Here is a 13753-nt window from a genome sequence, read left to right on the forward strand (position 1 = left end):
ATGAGTCTTTTTTCGTTAGGGTTTTTGGTCATCTCCGTGCTGCTGGTTTCCGGCATCCTGACGGGAGCGGTGCGCGGTTACGCGACCAAACGCTTGCTGGATCTGCCCAATGCCCGCAGTTCCCACCAGGTGCCGACGCCCCGCGGCGGCGGTTTGGCGGTCGTGCTGTCTTTCACGCTCGTCGCGGCCGGTCTCCACTGGCTGGGACAAATCTCATTCGAGCTTTTTATGCTCGTGCTCGGGGCACTGCCGATAGCTGCCATCGGTTTCTGGGACGATCACGGACACGTACCTGCAAGATGGCGTCTAATCGTGCAGATCGCTTGCGCCGGCTGGGCGCTTTATTGGCTGGGCGGCTTCGAATCGATCCGGTTCGCCGCCGAAATTTACGAATTGGGCTGGCTCGGCCCCGTTCTCGCCGGTTTGCTGGCGGTCTGGCTGTTGAACCTGTTCAACTTCATGGACGGCATAGACGGCATCGCGGGAATCGAGGTTGTTTCGGTGGCGATATCCGCGTACGGGCTTCTGACCTATCAGTCGCCGCTGTTCCCAGGGGATGCAAATGTTTTATTGTTAGCCCTGGCGGCAGCGGCGGGCGGCTTCTTATGTTGGAACTGGCCTCCCGCGAAAATCTTCATGGGGGATGTTGGGAGCGCGTTCGTCGGGTTCGTTCTGGCCGTTTTCGCGCTGCGTACCTCCGTCGAAGGTACGCTGTCCCTGGCGGTCTGGCTGATTCTGTTCGGCGTGTTTTTCGTGGATGCGAGCGTGACGCTGGTGAGGCGTATGCTCAGCGGGCAGCGCTGGTACGAGGCGCACCGCAGCCATGCGTATCAGCGTGCGGCGCGGCGCTGGGCCAGTCACAAGCGGATCAGCCTGTCGGTCTTGGCCATCAATCTGTGTTGGTTATTGCCTTGGGCCTTCGCGGCGGTGCGCTGGCCGCAGCTGGAGCCGGTCTTTCTGGCGTGCGCCTATGCGCCTTTGATAGGCTTGGCGCTATGGCTGGAGGCAGGAAAACAGGGGGGGTAAGCGATGCAGGACATGCTTTCGAAAATGCGCTCGGGAACGATCATATTCATTCATGATTTGATCATGGTGGCGCTCGCCTGGCTGGGCGCTTATTGGCTGCGGTTCAATTTGTCGTTGCCGCCCGAACTCGAAACGCGGACTTCGCTGCACTGGCTGCCCCTGGTCCTCGTCGTCCAAGCCGTGTTTTTCCGCCGCTTGGGACTGTATCGCGGCATCTGGCGGTTCGCGTCCATTCCCGACCTGGTTCGTATCGCCAAGGCGTCTTGCCTCGGGATTGCCACGATCGCCATCATCCTGTTTTCCGTCAATCGGCTGGAAGGCGTGCCCCGTTCCGTCATTCCGCTCTATGCGGTGCTGCTGCTATTTCTGTTGTCCACGCCGCGGCTGATCTACCGCATCTGGAAAGATCGCGGCGCGCCGATGTCGGCCGGGCGGCGCGCGCTGATCGTCGGTGCGGGCAAGGCCGGCGAAATGCTGGTGAGGGACCTGCTTCGCGCCGCCGGGACCGAGTTCGCCCCGATCGCGTTCGTGGATGACGATCCGAAGAAGAAAGGAAGCGAGATTCACGGCGTGAGAGTGAGGGGACGTTGCGAACAGATTCCGCGGCTCGTCGAGAAATTGGAGATCGAGACGATTCTGATCGCCGTGCCATCCGCCACGGACAAGGAGATGCGGCGTCTCGTCGAAATTTGCGAAGGAACCGGCGTCCCATTTCTGACCTTGCCGTCGATGCAGGAAATGCTGTCGGGCCAAATGTCGGGGCACCTGCGCGAAGTCTCCATCGAGGATTTGCTCGGACGCGCGCCGATCAAGCTCGACCGGCAGGGCATTCAGGCCCATCTCGGCGGAAAGCGGGTTCTGGTTACCGGCGGAGGCGGCTCGATCGGCTCGGAGCTCTGCAAGCAAATCGCACAATTTTCCGTTGCCGAGCTGATCGTTTTCGAGCGCTGCGAATTCAATCTGTACCAGATCGAACGGGCGTTGAGGCGCAGCTTCCCCGGATTGCGCCTGTCCGCGATACTCGGCGATGTCACCGACAAGCTCGCCGTCGAGCAGGTGATTTCGCAATATCGGCCGGAAGTCATCTTCCATGCGGCGGCGTACAAGCACGTCCCGTTGCTGGAATATCAGGTCCGCCAGGCAGTTCAGAATAATGTTCTGGGTACTTATACGGTGGCGGAAGCGGCAATCGCGGGCGGCGTCGACGAATTCGTGCTGATCTCCACCGACAAGGCCGTAGCCCCCGAAAACGTCATGGGAGCGACCAAGCGGGCGGCGGAAGTCTTGGTGCAGAGCATGAACGGCGTCGCCGGGACTCGTTTCATCAACGTGCGTTTCGGGAACGTGCTGGATTCCGCGGGCAGCGTGGTGCCTCTGTTCCGCGAGCAAATCAGGGCCGGCGGACCAGTCACCGTGACTCATCCCGATGTCACCCGCTATTTCATGACGATACCCGAGGCCTGCCAATTGATCATGCAGGCCGCGACCATCGGAAAAGGCGGAGAAGTCTTCGTGCTGGACATGGGCGACCCGGTCAAGATCAGCTACCTGGCGGAACAAATGATTCGCCTAAGCGGCAAACGCCCCGGACAGGATATCCGGATCGAATATGTCGGACTCCGGCCCGGCGAAAAAATCAGCGAGGAATTGTTCAACGACCACGAGGGACCCACGCCGACCGAGCACAGCAAGCTCTTGCTGGCCCATCCCCTGACCGTCGACTATCGGATGGCCAAGAAAGCCGTGATCGAACTGGCCGAGGCTTGCCGGTCTTTCGACGAGGCCGCGATCCTGCACAAACTCAAGTGGCTGGTTCCCGAATACGTCCAGCGTACCGCCGCCGAGTATGGAGAAGACGATCGGTCCGCCATTCAGCGATCGCTTGTTTTATAATGTGTTGTCGGGTACCATACCCGCTTTTTCGAACAACGCCAGAGTTTGGAGCGTGCAGTAATGAAGACCTTTAGCGCAAAACCGGCCGAAGTAAAACGCGACTGGTACGTCATCGACGCGGAAGGAAAGACGCTGGGGCGCCTTTCGACGGAGATCGCGCGTCGTCTGCGCGGCAAACACAAAGCGGAATACACGCCCCATGTCGACACCGGCGACTACATCATCGTCGTCAACGCGGAAAAAGTGCGTGTTACCGGCAATAAAGAGCAAGACAAGATCTATTACAAGCACACCGGTTACATCGGCAACATGAAGTCCGTGGCCCTGGGCAAGCTGCGCGGAACTCATCCGGAACGCATCATCCAGACCGCCGTAAAAGGCATGTTGCCCCGCAATCCTTTGGGCCGCGCCATGTTCAGCAAGCTGAAAGTCTATGCAGGGCCCACGCACAATCACCAGGCTCAACAGCCCAAATTGTTGGAAATCTAATTTAAGAAGCTGAATCAACCATGGCACAAGCGCAGTATTACGGAACAGGTCGCCGCAAAAGCGCGGTCGCACGCGTCTACGCAAAATCCGGAACCGGTCGTATTGTCGTTAACGACAAACAACTGGAAGAGTACTTCGGCAGAAAGACCGACCAGATGGTCGTGCGCCAGCCGCTCGAACTCGTCGCTCTGGGAGAGAAGATGGACGTGTTCGTCAAGGTCGCAGGCGGCGGTCCCACCGGCCAGGCCGGAGCCATCCGCCATGGCTTGACCCGTGCGCTCATGAGCTTCGACGAAACCCTGCGCCAGCCGCTGCGCAGAGCCGGCTACGTCACCCGCGACGCGCGCGAAGTCGAACGTAAGAAAGTCGGCCTGCACAAAGCAAGACGCCGTCCGCAATACTCCAAGCGTTAATGCAAGGCGCGCCGGCTTCCCCGGCGTGCTTTACTTACTGGGGGATCGTCTAGCGGTAGGACTACGGACTCTGACTCCGTCAACCCTGGTTCGAATCCAGGTCCCCCAGCCAACAATTCAAAGGGCCATACTTCGGTATGGCCCTTTTTTGTTGCCTGACGCCAACAGAGCTTTGAACGGGTGCTTAGAGCGGCTGTCGGATTGGTTTACGGCTCGTGGGAGCGGGCTTTAGAGCACTTTCTGATTCGGTGTAAGGGAGCCCCATATGTAGGTCGGCAATCCCTTGCCGACGTACCTGCTCGGCAAAGGGCTTTGTCGGCAAGGGATTGCCGACCTACGTTCTTCCCGCGCGAACACGAATCCGTACACCGGGATCAAAAACGCTCTAGTCGTTGTACATACGCCGCGTGGGGATCGGACGCGCCTTATTTCGGCCCGAAAGACCAGCCCAAAAGAGTGTGAAGCTTATGCGTGACGAATACGATTTCAGCAAAGGCCGACGCGGCCCGGTAATTCCTTCGCCAGGGAAAATCCGAATTACGATTTTCCTGGACGACGACATCATTGAAGCTTTCCGCACGAAGGCTGAAGCGGAAGGAAAAGGTTATCAAACGCTGATTAACGAAGCGCTACGCGCAGGCATTCAGCCGGAGAATGCGCCGATCACCCAAAAAACCCTACGGCGGATTATCCGAGAGGAACTGCATACGGCCTGATTACCCGATGTTTGAGAAGGTGTCAGGGTTCGATGGCGACGAAACCTTGGCTCGACATACCGAATAACGCCGGCGACAAGGTTTCGCGATCCGCGACCAGAACACTCAAAATTCCCGGGCGCCCTTTGAAGGATTGCAACAAAACAGGAACACGCATTGACCAAGAAGTCATGAACTGCTACGAAGTTCATTACGAAGCCGTTCGGTAACGGCCAGCTACCTTCCGACCCATTGAATGAGTAACACCATGATCACCATCGAGCTTTCACCCGAACTCGAGAACCAACTCGACACCGTTGCCAAAGAGCACGGGAAAAGCAAGGAAGAATGGACCCGAGAAGTGATTCTCGAATACCTGCAAGACTTGCACGATCTTAAGGAGGCCGAACAAGTCATGACGGACATCAAGGAAGGGCGGGAGAAAACAACATCCCTCGAAGAAGTCATGAAAGAACATGGCCTGGAATGTTGAGATACCGGACAAGGTAAAGAAGCAGCTGAAGGAACTGGATGCGCCGATCAGGAAACGAATACTGAAGTTTCTGGATGAACGGATAAGAACAGCCGCAAATCCTAGAGCACTAGGCGAAGCCTTGCACGGCTCGGAACTTGGAAATTTCTGGAAATACCGCATAGGCGATTACCGCCTTATCTGCCATATCGAAGACCAAACCGTCACGGTGACAGTCATCAAAATCGGACATCGACGAGACATTTACCGATAGCAGCAACTACGGCAGTGGCATGAATAAAGGTGTCAGGCTTTCGTTATTTGATGACGTAAATAATTGCGAGGAATCCGGCGTGGTGGAGATCCATGAATATTTCATTACCGATGCCGATGGAAGGGGTAAGGCTGTGGTCATCGACATCGAGAAGTATCAAACGATTCCGGAATCGCTTGAGGAGCCGGAGGCGATCCGAGCACACAAATAGCGTCAGTTCTCACATTCCAACACTCCCCCTGGCGCCCCGAAAAGCAGCCGCCAACCTTTTTGCAAGCATGGAGTCAGTCTTGATCACGCGGAAGCGAGCTTACGCGGTTCATGATCTGAACGGCGAACGCGGGCGGGCCGTTCGGAATTTCGATGCCGGCTCGTTCCGCTTCTTTCCTAATTCCGCCGTAGCCGCTCTGTCCACGCTTCACATCATCGAATGGGCACTCATGACGCCCTGCGCGTCCTCGATACTCCAATTCCGAACGCTTTAACTGACTAGTGAAACTCCGTCGTTCGGCTTACGGACTCGGCTGGAGCGAGTGCAATGCTTGCTACCGCGCAGGCCGGCGGACGACGACAAGCTCCACTTCCTACGTTCGGCGGGGGTCAAGTGCGTTAAGGCTTGGTTAATGTCGGGAGGAGTAGAAAGGAGGCGCGGAACGAATTGCATGATCGGCCGTAGAGAAACACGGCGTATCTGGATCAGGCAACTCCGCTTGTCTTTGTAATGGGTTAGGGGAGTTTCGATACAGATGAACGCATCAGCAAAAAAAATTTGGCGGATAGCAATGTTGCTAACATTGATGATGGCACTGGACGGGTGCTATAGAGTGGTACACCCCCATCACCACGGCCATGCGTATGGCCACGGCCACAGACACCACTACCATGGCGATGGCGGGTATCACAAGGGCAAACACGGGCACGGACACCGCCATCACCACCATGATTAACGGGCTTTACGTATTCCCTGGCTACGTGATCTATGGATGCTATGGGTTTTTCACACTGCCGACGCATACGCCGACCGCCAAGGCACATGTCTTGGCGGTCGGTTTACGGGGGCTGGTCTCGCATTCGGACGTAAAAACGAGCCCGGTAGGGCGGGCGTGAACCATCGCTATCAAAGCTGTCAGGGTTTGGGTATTTGAGTGATGTCCCATGACTGGCATGTTGGTTTCCTCCCCTCGGCCATCAGCTGTCTTTAAAATCAAAGCAAGGTGGTCACCGCATCGCACTCGCCGGTCGTCAGCTCGAAATCGAAGATCGCAAGATCCTCTCGCATGTGGGTTTCCGAGGTTGTGCCGGTCAGAGGAATGATGTCGATCTGGGTCAGATAGCGGAAGAAGATTTGCGAGGGCGTACGCTGGTACTTTGCGGCCAAGGTCTGCAAGGCGGGGTGTGCGATGACCTGGGGATTGGCGGTGAGCGTCCAGAAGCTCTGATAGACGATTTGGTGTTGCCGGCAGAAGGCGCGAATCTCGCGGTCGTAACGGGTCTCGGCATAGAAGCGGTTCTGGATCAGCGCCGGCTTGATGGCCGCCTGCCGATACAACCGCTCGAGCTGTTCGAGCGCATAGCAGTTGCTGATTCCCAATTGCTTCACGGCGCCAGCCTCGAAGATCGCTTCCATCGCCCGCCATACTTCCATCGTGTCTCGCTCGTTCGCTAGAGGGGAATGCAGTACCAGCCCATCGAGATACGGGCTCTGAAGATTTCTCAGTGAGCTCTCGCACGATTGGGCGACTTGCTCGGCCAAGCTCGCCTTCGGATCGTACGGTATTCGGGTGGGATCCTGCCCATTCACGGGCGTGAATTTGGTCTGGAGATAGAGTTCGGCACGGGTCAGCCCCGCCTTCAAACACGCCGCGACGCCGGCACCGACGCCCGGCTCGTCGTAATGCTTCGGCTGGGCGGCGGTATCGATGCCGCGAAATCCCAAGGTGATGGCCTGCTGCACCAGAGCCGCCGTGCGGTCCTTCTTCCATGCCGTCCCGTACAGAATCTTGGGTATCCGCACCCCGTAGGCGGATCTCACGAAGTCGGTGTCTTTCATCGATGGTCTCCGAGCGAGAGGACGTTAACTTTAAACTGTTTGACTAATGCCGCATGACTAATGCATTTGTTTCAGAGCGTCGGCGACAATCGTACAAGAACCGAACTCTATAGGACTAATTACGGAGACGCATCCGGCGACGGACAGATCGGCCGCTATGCGGGTAAACCGGCAGTGGATCCAGGGGGAATGCAAACTGCATGTTTTCGGCTTCGCCACACTCGAAAGTACGCTATCCGGCATTGAAGTTGACGCCCCTTTGAAATCTCGGAACAAACCGAAATGTAGTCACCCCAGTGGCGTGAGCTACTGCTCTCGGGCAATGTTGAAGCCGAAAGGTAAAATATGGCGAACGGGGCGAAGTGTGCAGCATATCGGCAAGCATCGATTCGGGGCGGCGTCCCTGTTCGCACCAGGTCATAAGAGCCTATCCCAGTAGGCTCAAGAAACCCTTCGACAAGCTCAGGGCGAACGGCCTACTGGGATAGGCTCTAAGTACGATTTCGGCCGTCGAGGACACCTCAGGATAAGCCTTACGATGTCTCATTTTTGCCACGCGTATACCTTCGATCCAACTTACGGCTACACCCTGGATAGGCTCCTGCAAGTCGGAGCTCCGGTCATACCGGATGATTTCGCGGCTTTTTGGGAGGCCCGCTACCGGCGAACCTTGACGGTATCCCCCCAACCGCGTCTGAGCCGATGGCCCGAAGGTCGGGAGGGCTTCTCCGTGTACGACCTCGAATACCGTTCCACGGACGATTTCATCATCGGCGGCTGGTTGCTTCTGCCGCAAGACCGGTCGGTGCGGCGCGGCATGGTGGTGGGGCACGGCTATGGCGGCCGGGATGCGCCGGATTTTGACCTTCCCGTCGCGGATACCGCCTATCTGTTTCCCTGTTTTCGTGGCCTTTCCCGAAGCCGCCGGCCGCCGATTTCCGAGGAGCCGTACTGGCACGTCCTGCACGACATCGACAAGCGCGACCGTTACATTCTCGGCGGTTGCGTGGAGGACTTGTGGCTCGCGGTGTCGGCTCTGCTCGAGCTGTACCCCGAGACGGTCGGTCATATCGGCTACATGGGCATCAGCTTCGGCGGCGGCATCGGCGCCTTGGCGTTGCCCTGGGACGCCCGCATCCGGAGGGCGCACCTGAACATGCCCACCTTCGGCCATCATCCGCTGCGTCTCGAACTCCCGACCGTAGGCAGCGGGCGCGCGATCAGGGATTACCAGCAGAAGCACGGTAACGTTCTGGACACATTGCGTTATTACGATGCCGCGAGTGCGGCGGCGTATACCGGGATCCCCGTTCAGGTGGCGGCCGCCCTGTTCGATCCGGTGGTGGCACCGCCCGGACAGTTCGCGGTCCATAACGCCCTAGCAGGGCCGAAGAGCCTTTATGTCCTGGAAGCGGGGCATGTCGATTATCCGGCCAGGGCGCGGCAGGACGCGGAACTGCGGGACATCCTCGCGGATTTTTTCGAAGCGCTGTAGTTGCATGAAGCCCGAATCCTTCGATCGCTGCTTACGACACTTGGTAATTCAGCATGAACCGTGAATATCATCGTTGGTATAGCCCGCGGCTGAATCGCGACATGGAACTGCTGGTGTTCGGCCATGCCGGAGCGAAAGTGTTGGTGTTTCCGACGCGCGACGGGCGATTTTACGAATACGAGGACTTGCGTATCGTGCAAGCACTGGCCCACAAGATCGAGGCGGGACAATTGCAACTCTATTGCGTCGACGGCTTGGCGCACGAGACGTTTTATTGTGGCTGGCGGCACCCGGCGGATCGAATCCGACACTATATCGAGTTTGAGGACTATATCCTCAATGAAGTCTTGCCGTTCATGGCCGCGAAAAACCCGCATCCTTGTGTCATTGCTCATGGCTGTAGCCTGGGCGCCTTCTATGCCGCCAACATCGCGTTTCGTCACCCGCACCTGTTTCGGAAGCTCAGCGCATTTTCCGGGCGCTACGATCTGACCCTGAGTGTCGAGCATTTCGGCAATCTGTACGACGGCTATTACGACGACAACATCTATTACAATACCCCCTGCCATTTCCTGCCCAATCTCGGGCAATGCGACCAACTGAACGCCTTGCGCGCCATGGACATCATCCTCGTCGTCGGTCGGGAGGATCCCTTTCTCGAAAACAACCGTTATCTGAGCCGCATGCTCTGGGAAAAAGGCGTGTGGAACCACCTCAGCGAGTGGGACGGCCGCGCCCATCAAGCCCACTACTGGCGCAAGATGGCGCCGCTATACGTGTGATTTGGATGTCCGTTTTCAGACTAAAGTACCTGTGCGGAAATGTCGCATGAGGCATGTACGACAGGCCGAAAAGTTTTTGCTATCGTCGAAATCGCCTTGTTCCATAAGCCATCGCTTTCGTCGCAGCAACCCATACAGGTATCACTATGGCCAAGAAAACATCCTCCGATTCAAATGACACTGGAGAAAAAATCCTTCGGGAAACCATCGTACAGATGACTTCCGAAACGCACCAAGAAACCGTGATGGAAGCAACCGCCCTGGAAACGCCGGCACAAGCAGCCGTTCAAGGTTTAAGGGAAGGTGCGGGCGATGCGCGCGAAGCCGTTTCCGGAGGCGTGTCGGCCGTAAGTCAGACCTTGTCCGAGGTTGTTTATAAAGGCTTTTATTATCTATCGTACGGGGTCGTTTACAGCGCTCTGGTCGTCGCGAGCCTGATACCCACCGATAATGCCATGGGCGAAGGAATCCAGGCCGGCGCGGACGCTGCCAAGAAATCCTTTGACGAGTACCAGAAGGAGCGGGCGGCTCATCGGGATTCGGCCGCTACCGTTGAAGCTCCCGCGGACGCGGGCTTAGCCACTTCCTGAGCCATTATCCTAGAAACGGCAGTTGACCGCTTAGATGCGGTAGAAACGCCGCGAGGATTCCGACCGTCGTCCCTTCTGCCGATTTCACCGTTTGGGTGAAGCCGCTACGTGCCCGATTGCACGGCGGGCGGGCCACCTGGCGGCGTTGCTCCTTCTTGCGGGAGACTACCCCGCGGCGGCGTCGCGCCTTGCCAGCCGACCCGCCCGCCGCACACTCGAGCACGTCCAACTGCCGTTTCTAGGATTATCCGCCTACTTCGAAAAAACCCCGCCTCGTTTCGCGGGGTTTTTGTTTGTCTTTTCGTTAATCGATCGGACGATAACACTCCGGCAACCAGATGTTCTCCCTTGGCACCTGGCGAACTTGCATGCGCCGGCGGGGGGATCGAATGTCGTCCATCATCGACAGCGGGTGAGAGATCAATGTGAACGCGCCTAGTTCATCTCCGCCAACAGCGAAGTCCGGAGACTTTCGAGAGCCGGAGTTTGTTTGCGCGCCTCGGGTAGTCCGTCGATTTCCTTGAGCGCGGCGGCGAAAGTCCGCTTGGATTCGTCCATGCGCGCCAGCGCCTTGAGAATCATTCCCTTTTTGTAGAGCAAGAAAGGCATACGCTGGTGGGTTGCGAGCATTTGATCGACCCGCCGCAACGCCGACTCGTAGCGTTGTTGCTCCATCTCCAGCGTCAGCGCCCGCTCGCTCAGCACGTGCAGAGGGCCGAGCCGCGCGATTCCGTCGTTCAGCACTTCTATGGCCTTGTCCGTTTTGCCCGCCGAGTGAAAGGCGTCGGCGGCGTAGAGCACGTGATCGGGTTTTATGTCCTTGGAGAGTCTGACGGCTGTCAGGTACGCCTCGGCCGCGGCTAGCGGTTTGCCCGATACCGACAGGATATCGCCGGTGAGCACGTGGCCGCGCGCCTTGGCGGCATCGTTCGTTGCCTGCCGGAGAAATTGCCGCGCGGATTCCAACGCGGCATCCGGCTGTTTCAGCACGAGTTGCGCCCGTGCCAGATGGAAGAGTGCGTCGATCCGTCCAGGAGCGAGTTTGATCGCTTTGGCGAGGTCGTCGTGCGCATGGTCGGCGTGACCCTCGTCGAGAAACAATTGGCCGCGTTTTATGAGCAGATCGGCGTTCTTGGGGTGATGAGCGATTTCGCGGTTGAGATCGTGGATGCGTTCGTGCACGTCGCCGTGAGCCAGCGTGAAGCCAGAATATCCCAGCAGTGCGGCAATAAGCAGTGTTCGTGTAGACATGAACTTTTCCTAGGTGCAAGAACGTGCCGGGACCCGGGCATTGAGCACGGGTGCCCGGCGTCGGAAGTTTATTGATAGGTGACAGTGAGTTTCGGTCGTTGCGACTGCGTACCGTACTCGGACGAACGCAGATCGACGCCGTCGCTGGTGCCGCCGTCCACGATCATGAGGCCGTTGTTCGCGGCCGCTCCGTTGACCCAGCCCTGTACCAGCGAGATGCCGGCGCCGTTGAGCTGGATGGTGTGGGTGCCGGTCGCCGAGGGCTGGAAGGAGCCGATCAGTACGCCCTGATTGTTCAGCGGATCGACGCTGTTCCAGGTGGCGCCGCCTTCGGTCCAGGCCGTGTTCACCGCATACAGGTCGTAGGTGCCGTTGCTGAGGTTGGAAATCCGCAGCGTGACGGTGGCATTGGTCACGGTGGCCATTGCCGGGATTGATGAAACATTCCACTTCATCAAACCGATGAGGCGGCCGTTGGTGCCGTCGGCGCCATCGGCGAGTACGGTCGTGGCATTGCCGTAGTTGGTGGTGGCCTTGCCGCTTGCGACATAGGTGTCTTGCGTGCCGGCGTAAGCGTTTAGGCCGTCCTGCAAGTGTACCGTTTGCGGCGCGCCGCCGGCCGTGTACATGCCGGCGTCCACGTTGACGACGCTGCTGCCCGCAACCGCGCTGAACACGGCGGTCTTGCCATCGAGCGGACTCGCATCGCTGTCGATGCTGTCGTTCCCGCCCTGATCCTGCGGCGAGATGGTGCGCGTGCCCGGAATGAACTGCACGTAGTAGCTGCCGGCCGCAACACTCGAGAATTGGTAGGCACCGCTCGCGTTGGTGGACTGGGTGGCAACCAGCGTATTGGTATCGGTATAGAGCCGCACCTCGATGCCTTGCAGGAAGCTCTCGCCGGTTTCGCGGATGCCGTCCGCGTCGATGTCCTGCCACACCGCGCCGCTCACGTTGGCCAACTGCGGCGGCGGTGTTCCGCCTTTGGTCATGGTGAAGTAGTCGCGCACCGTGCCGTTGTTGTTGAGGAATTTGGCGTCGAGCGTCAAACCGTTCACATCCAGCACCATCGAACCCAGTTCGTTCAAGGAGACATACATGGCCGGATGATTGAGCGTGCCGCCGCTGGTCTGACCCGAGCTGCCCGCCACCGCGTAGACCGCGCCGGCGTGCGGTGCGCCGACGCCCGATTTGGTGTAGGCCCCGGTGCCGTCGATGCGGCCGCTGCCGGACTGCACGACATGGCTCGCGTCGCTGAAGGTCGAGGACGAGCCGTAATGGCCGTCGATGAACTTCGAGCGTTCATAGGAATGGCTGTGGCCGGTCAGTACCAGGTCGATGCCGTAATTTTCGAGAATCGGCACGACGTTCTGGCGCATCTGGACCAACGCAGTCTCGGTGTCGGAATTATGCGAACCCTTGGAGTAGGGCGGGTGATGCCAGAAGGCGATATTCCAATCGGCGCTGGACGCCTGAAGATCGGATTCCAGCCAGCTCAACATCGGGCTGCCGACGGCGCGGCTCGAATCCTGCGAATCGAGCACGACGAAGTGGATGTTGCCGTAATCGAAGGAGTAATACGCCTCCGTACCCGATGCCACACCGCCCGCTTCGCCATTACGCGGCAGCGAGAAGATGTCGTAATAAGGGCCGGTCTCGGTGGCCGAATCGGCCGAGGCGCCGTCGTGGTTGCCCAGCGTCGGCCAGGTCACGGACTGCCGTAGCATGTCCGGATACATGTTGAACATCTTCGATTGATATTCGGCATCGGTACCGCTGCTGTAGGCGTTGTCGCCGAGCTGCAGCCACAAATGGGTGGGATTGGCGCCGGTGAAGTTGCGATAGGCGTTGTACACGGCGGCCTGGCCGGAAGTCCCGGTGCCGGCGTCGCCGATTACCCAGATGCGCGTCGGCTGCTGCGTGCCCGTGGTCGGCGCGGTGTGGAAATAGGTATTGCTGTCGCCGCCCGAGAGCGTCTGCGTGGTGGAGCCGATCGAGTAATAGTACTTGGCCTGGGGATTGAGTCCGGTGACCTGCACGATATGCTCGGTGGTCGACGCGGCATCATCGAAGGTGAGCGTCAAGTTCGTAGGGCTGGTGCCGATGCGCACCCGGCTGTTCGAGGCCACGTCCGAGCGCCAGCGCACGATGAGCCCACTAGATGTGCCCATCTGCAAATAAGGGCCGCGGGTGACCGAAAGCGCGGCGGCATCGCGGGCCAGCGTCGTCGCCATCAAGGCGGCAAGAGTCAATGAAAAAACGCGGAAAAAGTTCGACGGCTTCATAGAAACTCCCTGGTGTTGGTTGTGGAGCCGCCGGAATA

The 13753-nt window shown here is 58.6% G+C and carries 16 protein-coding genes and 1 tRNA gene; 14 read left to right on the forward strand and 3 right to left on the reverse strand.

What is annotated here, in order from left to right; translation table 11 throughout:
- The 11 genes from JOD69_RS14900 to JOD69_RS14950 all read left to right on the forward strand — a co-directional run bounded on the left by JOD69_RS14900 (nt 1) and on the right by JOD69_RS14950 (nt 6369).
- A complete protein-coding gene (locus tag JOD69_RS14900; RefSeq protein WP_077730787.1) occupies nt 1-1026 on the forward strand; it encodes a glycosyltransferase family 4 protein in 1026 nt (341 codons plus the stop codon).
- A 3-nt stretch (nt 1027-1029) separates the two neighbouring features.
- Nucleotides 1030-2919 carry a nucleoside-diphosphate sugar epimerase/dehydratase gene (locus JOD69_RS14905; protein WP_240507065.1) on the forward strand — a complete coding sequence of 630 codons (1890 nt, stop codon included), beginning with the start codon at nt 1030-1032 and terminating at the stop codon, nt 2917-2919.
- 60 nt (nt 2920-2979) lie between these two features.
- On the forward strand, nt 2980-3408 hold the full coding sequence (rplM, locus tag JOD69_RS14910) for a 50S ribosomal protein L13 (RefSeq protein WP_077730788.1): 429 nt from the start codon (nt 2980-2982) through the stop codon (nt 3406-3408).
- A gap of 20 nt (nt 3409-3428) precedes the next feature.
- The gene (rpsI, locus tag JOD69_RS14915; RefSeq protein WP_077730789.1) at nt 3429-3821 is read left to right on the forward strand and encodes a 30S ribosomal protein S9; all 393 of its coding nucleotides are present in this window, start codon (nt 3429-3431) and stop codon (nt 3819-3821) included.
- 38 nt (nt 3822-3859) lie between these two features.
- Nucleotides 3860-3933, forward strand: a tRNA-Gln gene (locus JOD69_RS14920).
- Nucleotides 3934-4288: 355 nt separating this feature from the next.
- Nucleotides 4289-4537 (forward strand): BrnA antitoxin family protein, encoded by a 249-nt coding sequence (locus tag JOD69_RS14925; RefSeq protein WP_086134712.1) that lies wholly within the window; start codon nt 4289-4291, stop codon nt 4535-4537.
- A gap of 247 nt (nt 4538-4784) precedes the next feature.
- Entirely contained in the window at nt 4785-5009 is a 225-nt protein-coding gene (locus JOD69_RS14930) for a DUF6290 family protein (RefSeq protein ID WP_086134713.1), read from the forward strand.
- The gene (locus tag JOD69_RS14935) at nt 4993-5262 is read left to right on the forward strand and encodes a type II toxin-antitoxin system RelE/ParE family toxin (protein ID WP_077732830.1); all 270 of its coding nucleotides are present in this window, start codon (nt 4993-4995) and stop codon (nt 5260-5262) included. Before JOD69_RS14930 ends, JOD69_RS14935 begins: the two co-directional genes overlap by 17 nt.
- Before the next feature lie 19 nt (nt 5263-5281).
- Nucleotides 5282-5473 carry a hypothetical protein gene (locus tag JOD69_RS14940; RefSeq protein ID WP_086134714.1) on the forward strand — a complete coding sequence of 64 codons (192 nt, stop codon included), beginning with the start codon at nt 5282-5284 and terminating at the stop codon, nt 5471-5473.
- A 79-nt stretch (nt 5474-5552) separates the two neighbouring features.
- On the forward strand, nt 5553-5747 hold the full coding sequence (locus JOD69_RS14945; protein ID WP_139841110.1) for a hypothetical protein: 195 nt from the start codon (nt 5553-5555) through the stop codon (nt 5745-5747).
- Between the two features lie 403 nt (nt 5748-6150).
- Complete coding sequence (locus JOD69_RS14950) at nt 6151-6369, forward strand: hypothetical protein (RefSeq protein WP_210024022.1); 219 nt, start codon at nt 6151-6153, stop codon at nt 6367-6369.
- A 97-nt stretch (nt 6370-6466) separates the two neighbouring features.
- Here JOD69_RS14950 and JOD69_RS14955 read toward each other — a convergent pair whose 3' ends face one another.
- Entirely contained in the window at nt 6467-7312 is an 846-nt protein-coding gene (locus JOD69_RS14955; protein ID WP_077732832.1) for an aldo/keto reductase, read from the reverse strand.
- Between the two features lie 538 nt (nt 7313-7850).
- Between JOD69_RS14955 and JOD69_RS14960 the strand changes: the two genes are divergently transcribed.
- The 3 genes from JOD69_RS14960 to JOD69_RS14970 all read left to right on the forward strand — a co-directional run bounded on the left by JOD69_RS14960 (nt 7851) and on the right by JOD69_RS14970 (nt 10179).
- Nucleotides 7851-8807, forward strand: coding sequence for an acetylxylan esterase (locus JOD69_RS14960; protein ID WP_210024023.1), 957 nt, complete (start codon nt 7851-7853; stop codon nt 8805-8807).
- Between the two features lie 53 nt (nt 8808-8860).
- Nucleotides 8861-9589: an alpha/beta hydrolase-fold protein gene (locus tag JOD69_RS14965; RefSeq protein ID WP_086134716.1), complete on the forward strand. Its 729-nt coding sequence runs from the start codon at nt 8861-8863 to the stop codon at nt 9587-9589.
- A 146-nt stretch (nt 9590-9735) separates the two neighbouring features.
- Nucleotides 9736-10179, forward strand: coding sequence for a hypothetical protein (locus tag JOD69_RS14970; RefSeq protein WP_210024024.1), 444 nt, complete (start codon nt 9736-9738; stop codon nt 10177-10179).
- Between the two features lie 435 nt (nt 10180-10614).
- Here JOD69_RS14970 and JOD69_RS14975 read toward each other — a convergent pair whose 3' ends face one another.
- Nucleotides 10615-11430, reverse strand: a complete 816-nt coding sequence (locus JOD69_RS14975) for a tetratricopeptide repeat protein (protein ID WP_210024025.1) — start codon at nt 11428-11430, stop codon at nt 10615-10617.
- Between the two features lie 68 nt (nt 11431-11498).
- The gene (locus JOD69_RS14980) at nt 11499-13715 is read right to left on the reverse strand and encodes a DNRLRE domain-containing protein (protein WP_210024026.1); all 2217 of its coding nucleotides are present in this window, start codon (nt 13713-13715) and stop codon (nt 11499-11501) included.
- Nucleotides 13716-13753 lie beyond the last annotated feature (38 nt).

This window comes from Methylocaldum sp. RMAD-M, assembly GCF_017832375.1.
In the GTDB taxonomy this organism is placed as follows: Bacteria; Pseudomonadota; Gammaproteobacteria; order Methylococcales; family Methylococcaceae; genus Methylocaldum.

What these genes read in the sequence shown, in the direction of transcription:
- JOD69_RS14980 (WP_210024026.1), bottom strand. Translation starts at nt 13,715, where the DNA reads ATGAAGCCGTCGAACTTTTTCCGCGTTTTTTCATTGACTCTTGCCGCC.
- JOD69_RS14905 (WP_240507065.1), top strand. Translation starts at nt 1,030, where the DNA reads ATGCAGGACATGCTTTCGAAAATGCGCTCGGGAACGATCATATTCATT.
- rpsI (WP_077730789.1), top strand. Translation starts at nt 3,429, where the DNA reads ATGGCACAAGCGCAGTATTACGGAACAGGTCGCCGCAAAAGCGCGGTC.
- JOD69_RS14925 (WP_086134712.1), top strand. Translation starts at nt 4,289, where the DNA reads ATGCGTGACGAATACGATTTCAGCAAAGGCCGACGCGGCCCGGTAATT.
- JOD69_RS14955 (WP_077732832.1), bottom strand. Translation starts at nt 7,312, where the DNA reads ATGAAAGACACCGACTTCGTGAGATCCGCCTACGGGGTGCGGATACCC.
- JOD69_RS14940 (WP_086134714.1), top strand. Translation starts at nt 5,282, where the DNA reads ATGAATAAAGGTGTCAGGCTTTCGTTATTTGATGACGTAAATAATTGC.
- JOD69_RS14965 (WP_086134716.1), top strand. Translation starts at nt 8,861, where the DNA reads ATGAACCGTGAATATCATCGTTGGTATAGCCCGCGGCTGAATCGCGAC.
- JOD69_RS14900 (WP_077730787.1), top strand. Translation starts at nt 1, where the DNA reads ATGAGTCTTTTTTCGTTAGGGTTTTTGGTCATCTCCGTGCTGCTGGTT.
- JOD69_RS14975 (WP_210024025.1), bottom strand. Translation starts at nt 11,430, where the DNA reads ATGTCTACACGAACACTGCTTATTGCCGCACTGCTGGGATATTCTGGC.
- JOD69_RS14960 (WP_210024023.1), top strand. Translation starts at nt 7,851, where the DNA reads ATGTCTCATTTTTGCCACGCGTATACCTTCGATCCAACTTACGGCTAC.
- rplM (WP_077730788.1), top strand. Translation starts at nt 2,980, where the DNA reads ATGAAGACCTTTAGCGCAAAACCGGCCGAAGTAAAACGCGACTGGTAC.
- JOD69_RS14935 (WP_077732830.1), top strand. Translation starts at nt 4,993, where the DNA reads ATGGCCTGGAATGTTGAGATACCGGACAAGGTAAAGAAGCAGCTGAAG.
- JOD69_RS14950 (WP_210024022.1), top strand. Translation starts at nt 6,151, where the DNA reads ATGGCGGGTATCACAAGGGCAAACACGGGCACGGACACCGCCATCACC.
- JOD69_RS14970 (WP_210024024.1), top strand. Translation starts at nt 9,736, where the DNA reads ATGGCCAAGAAAACATCCTCCGATTCAAATGACACTGGAGAAAAAATC.
- JOD69_RS14930 (WP_086134713.1), top strand. Translation starts at nt 4,785, where the DNA reads ATGATCACCATCGAGCTTTCACCCGAACTCGAGAACCAACTCGACACC.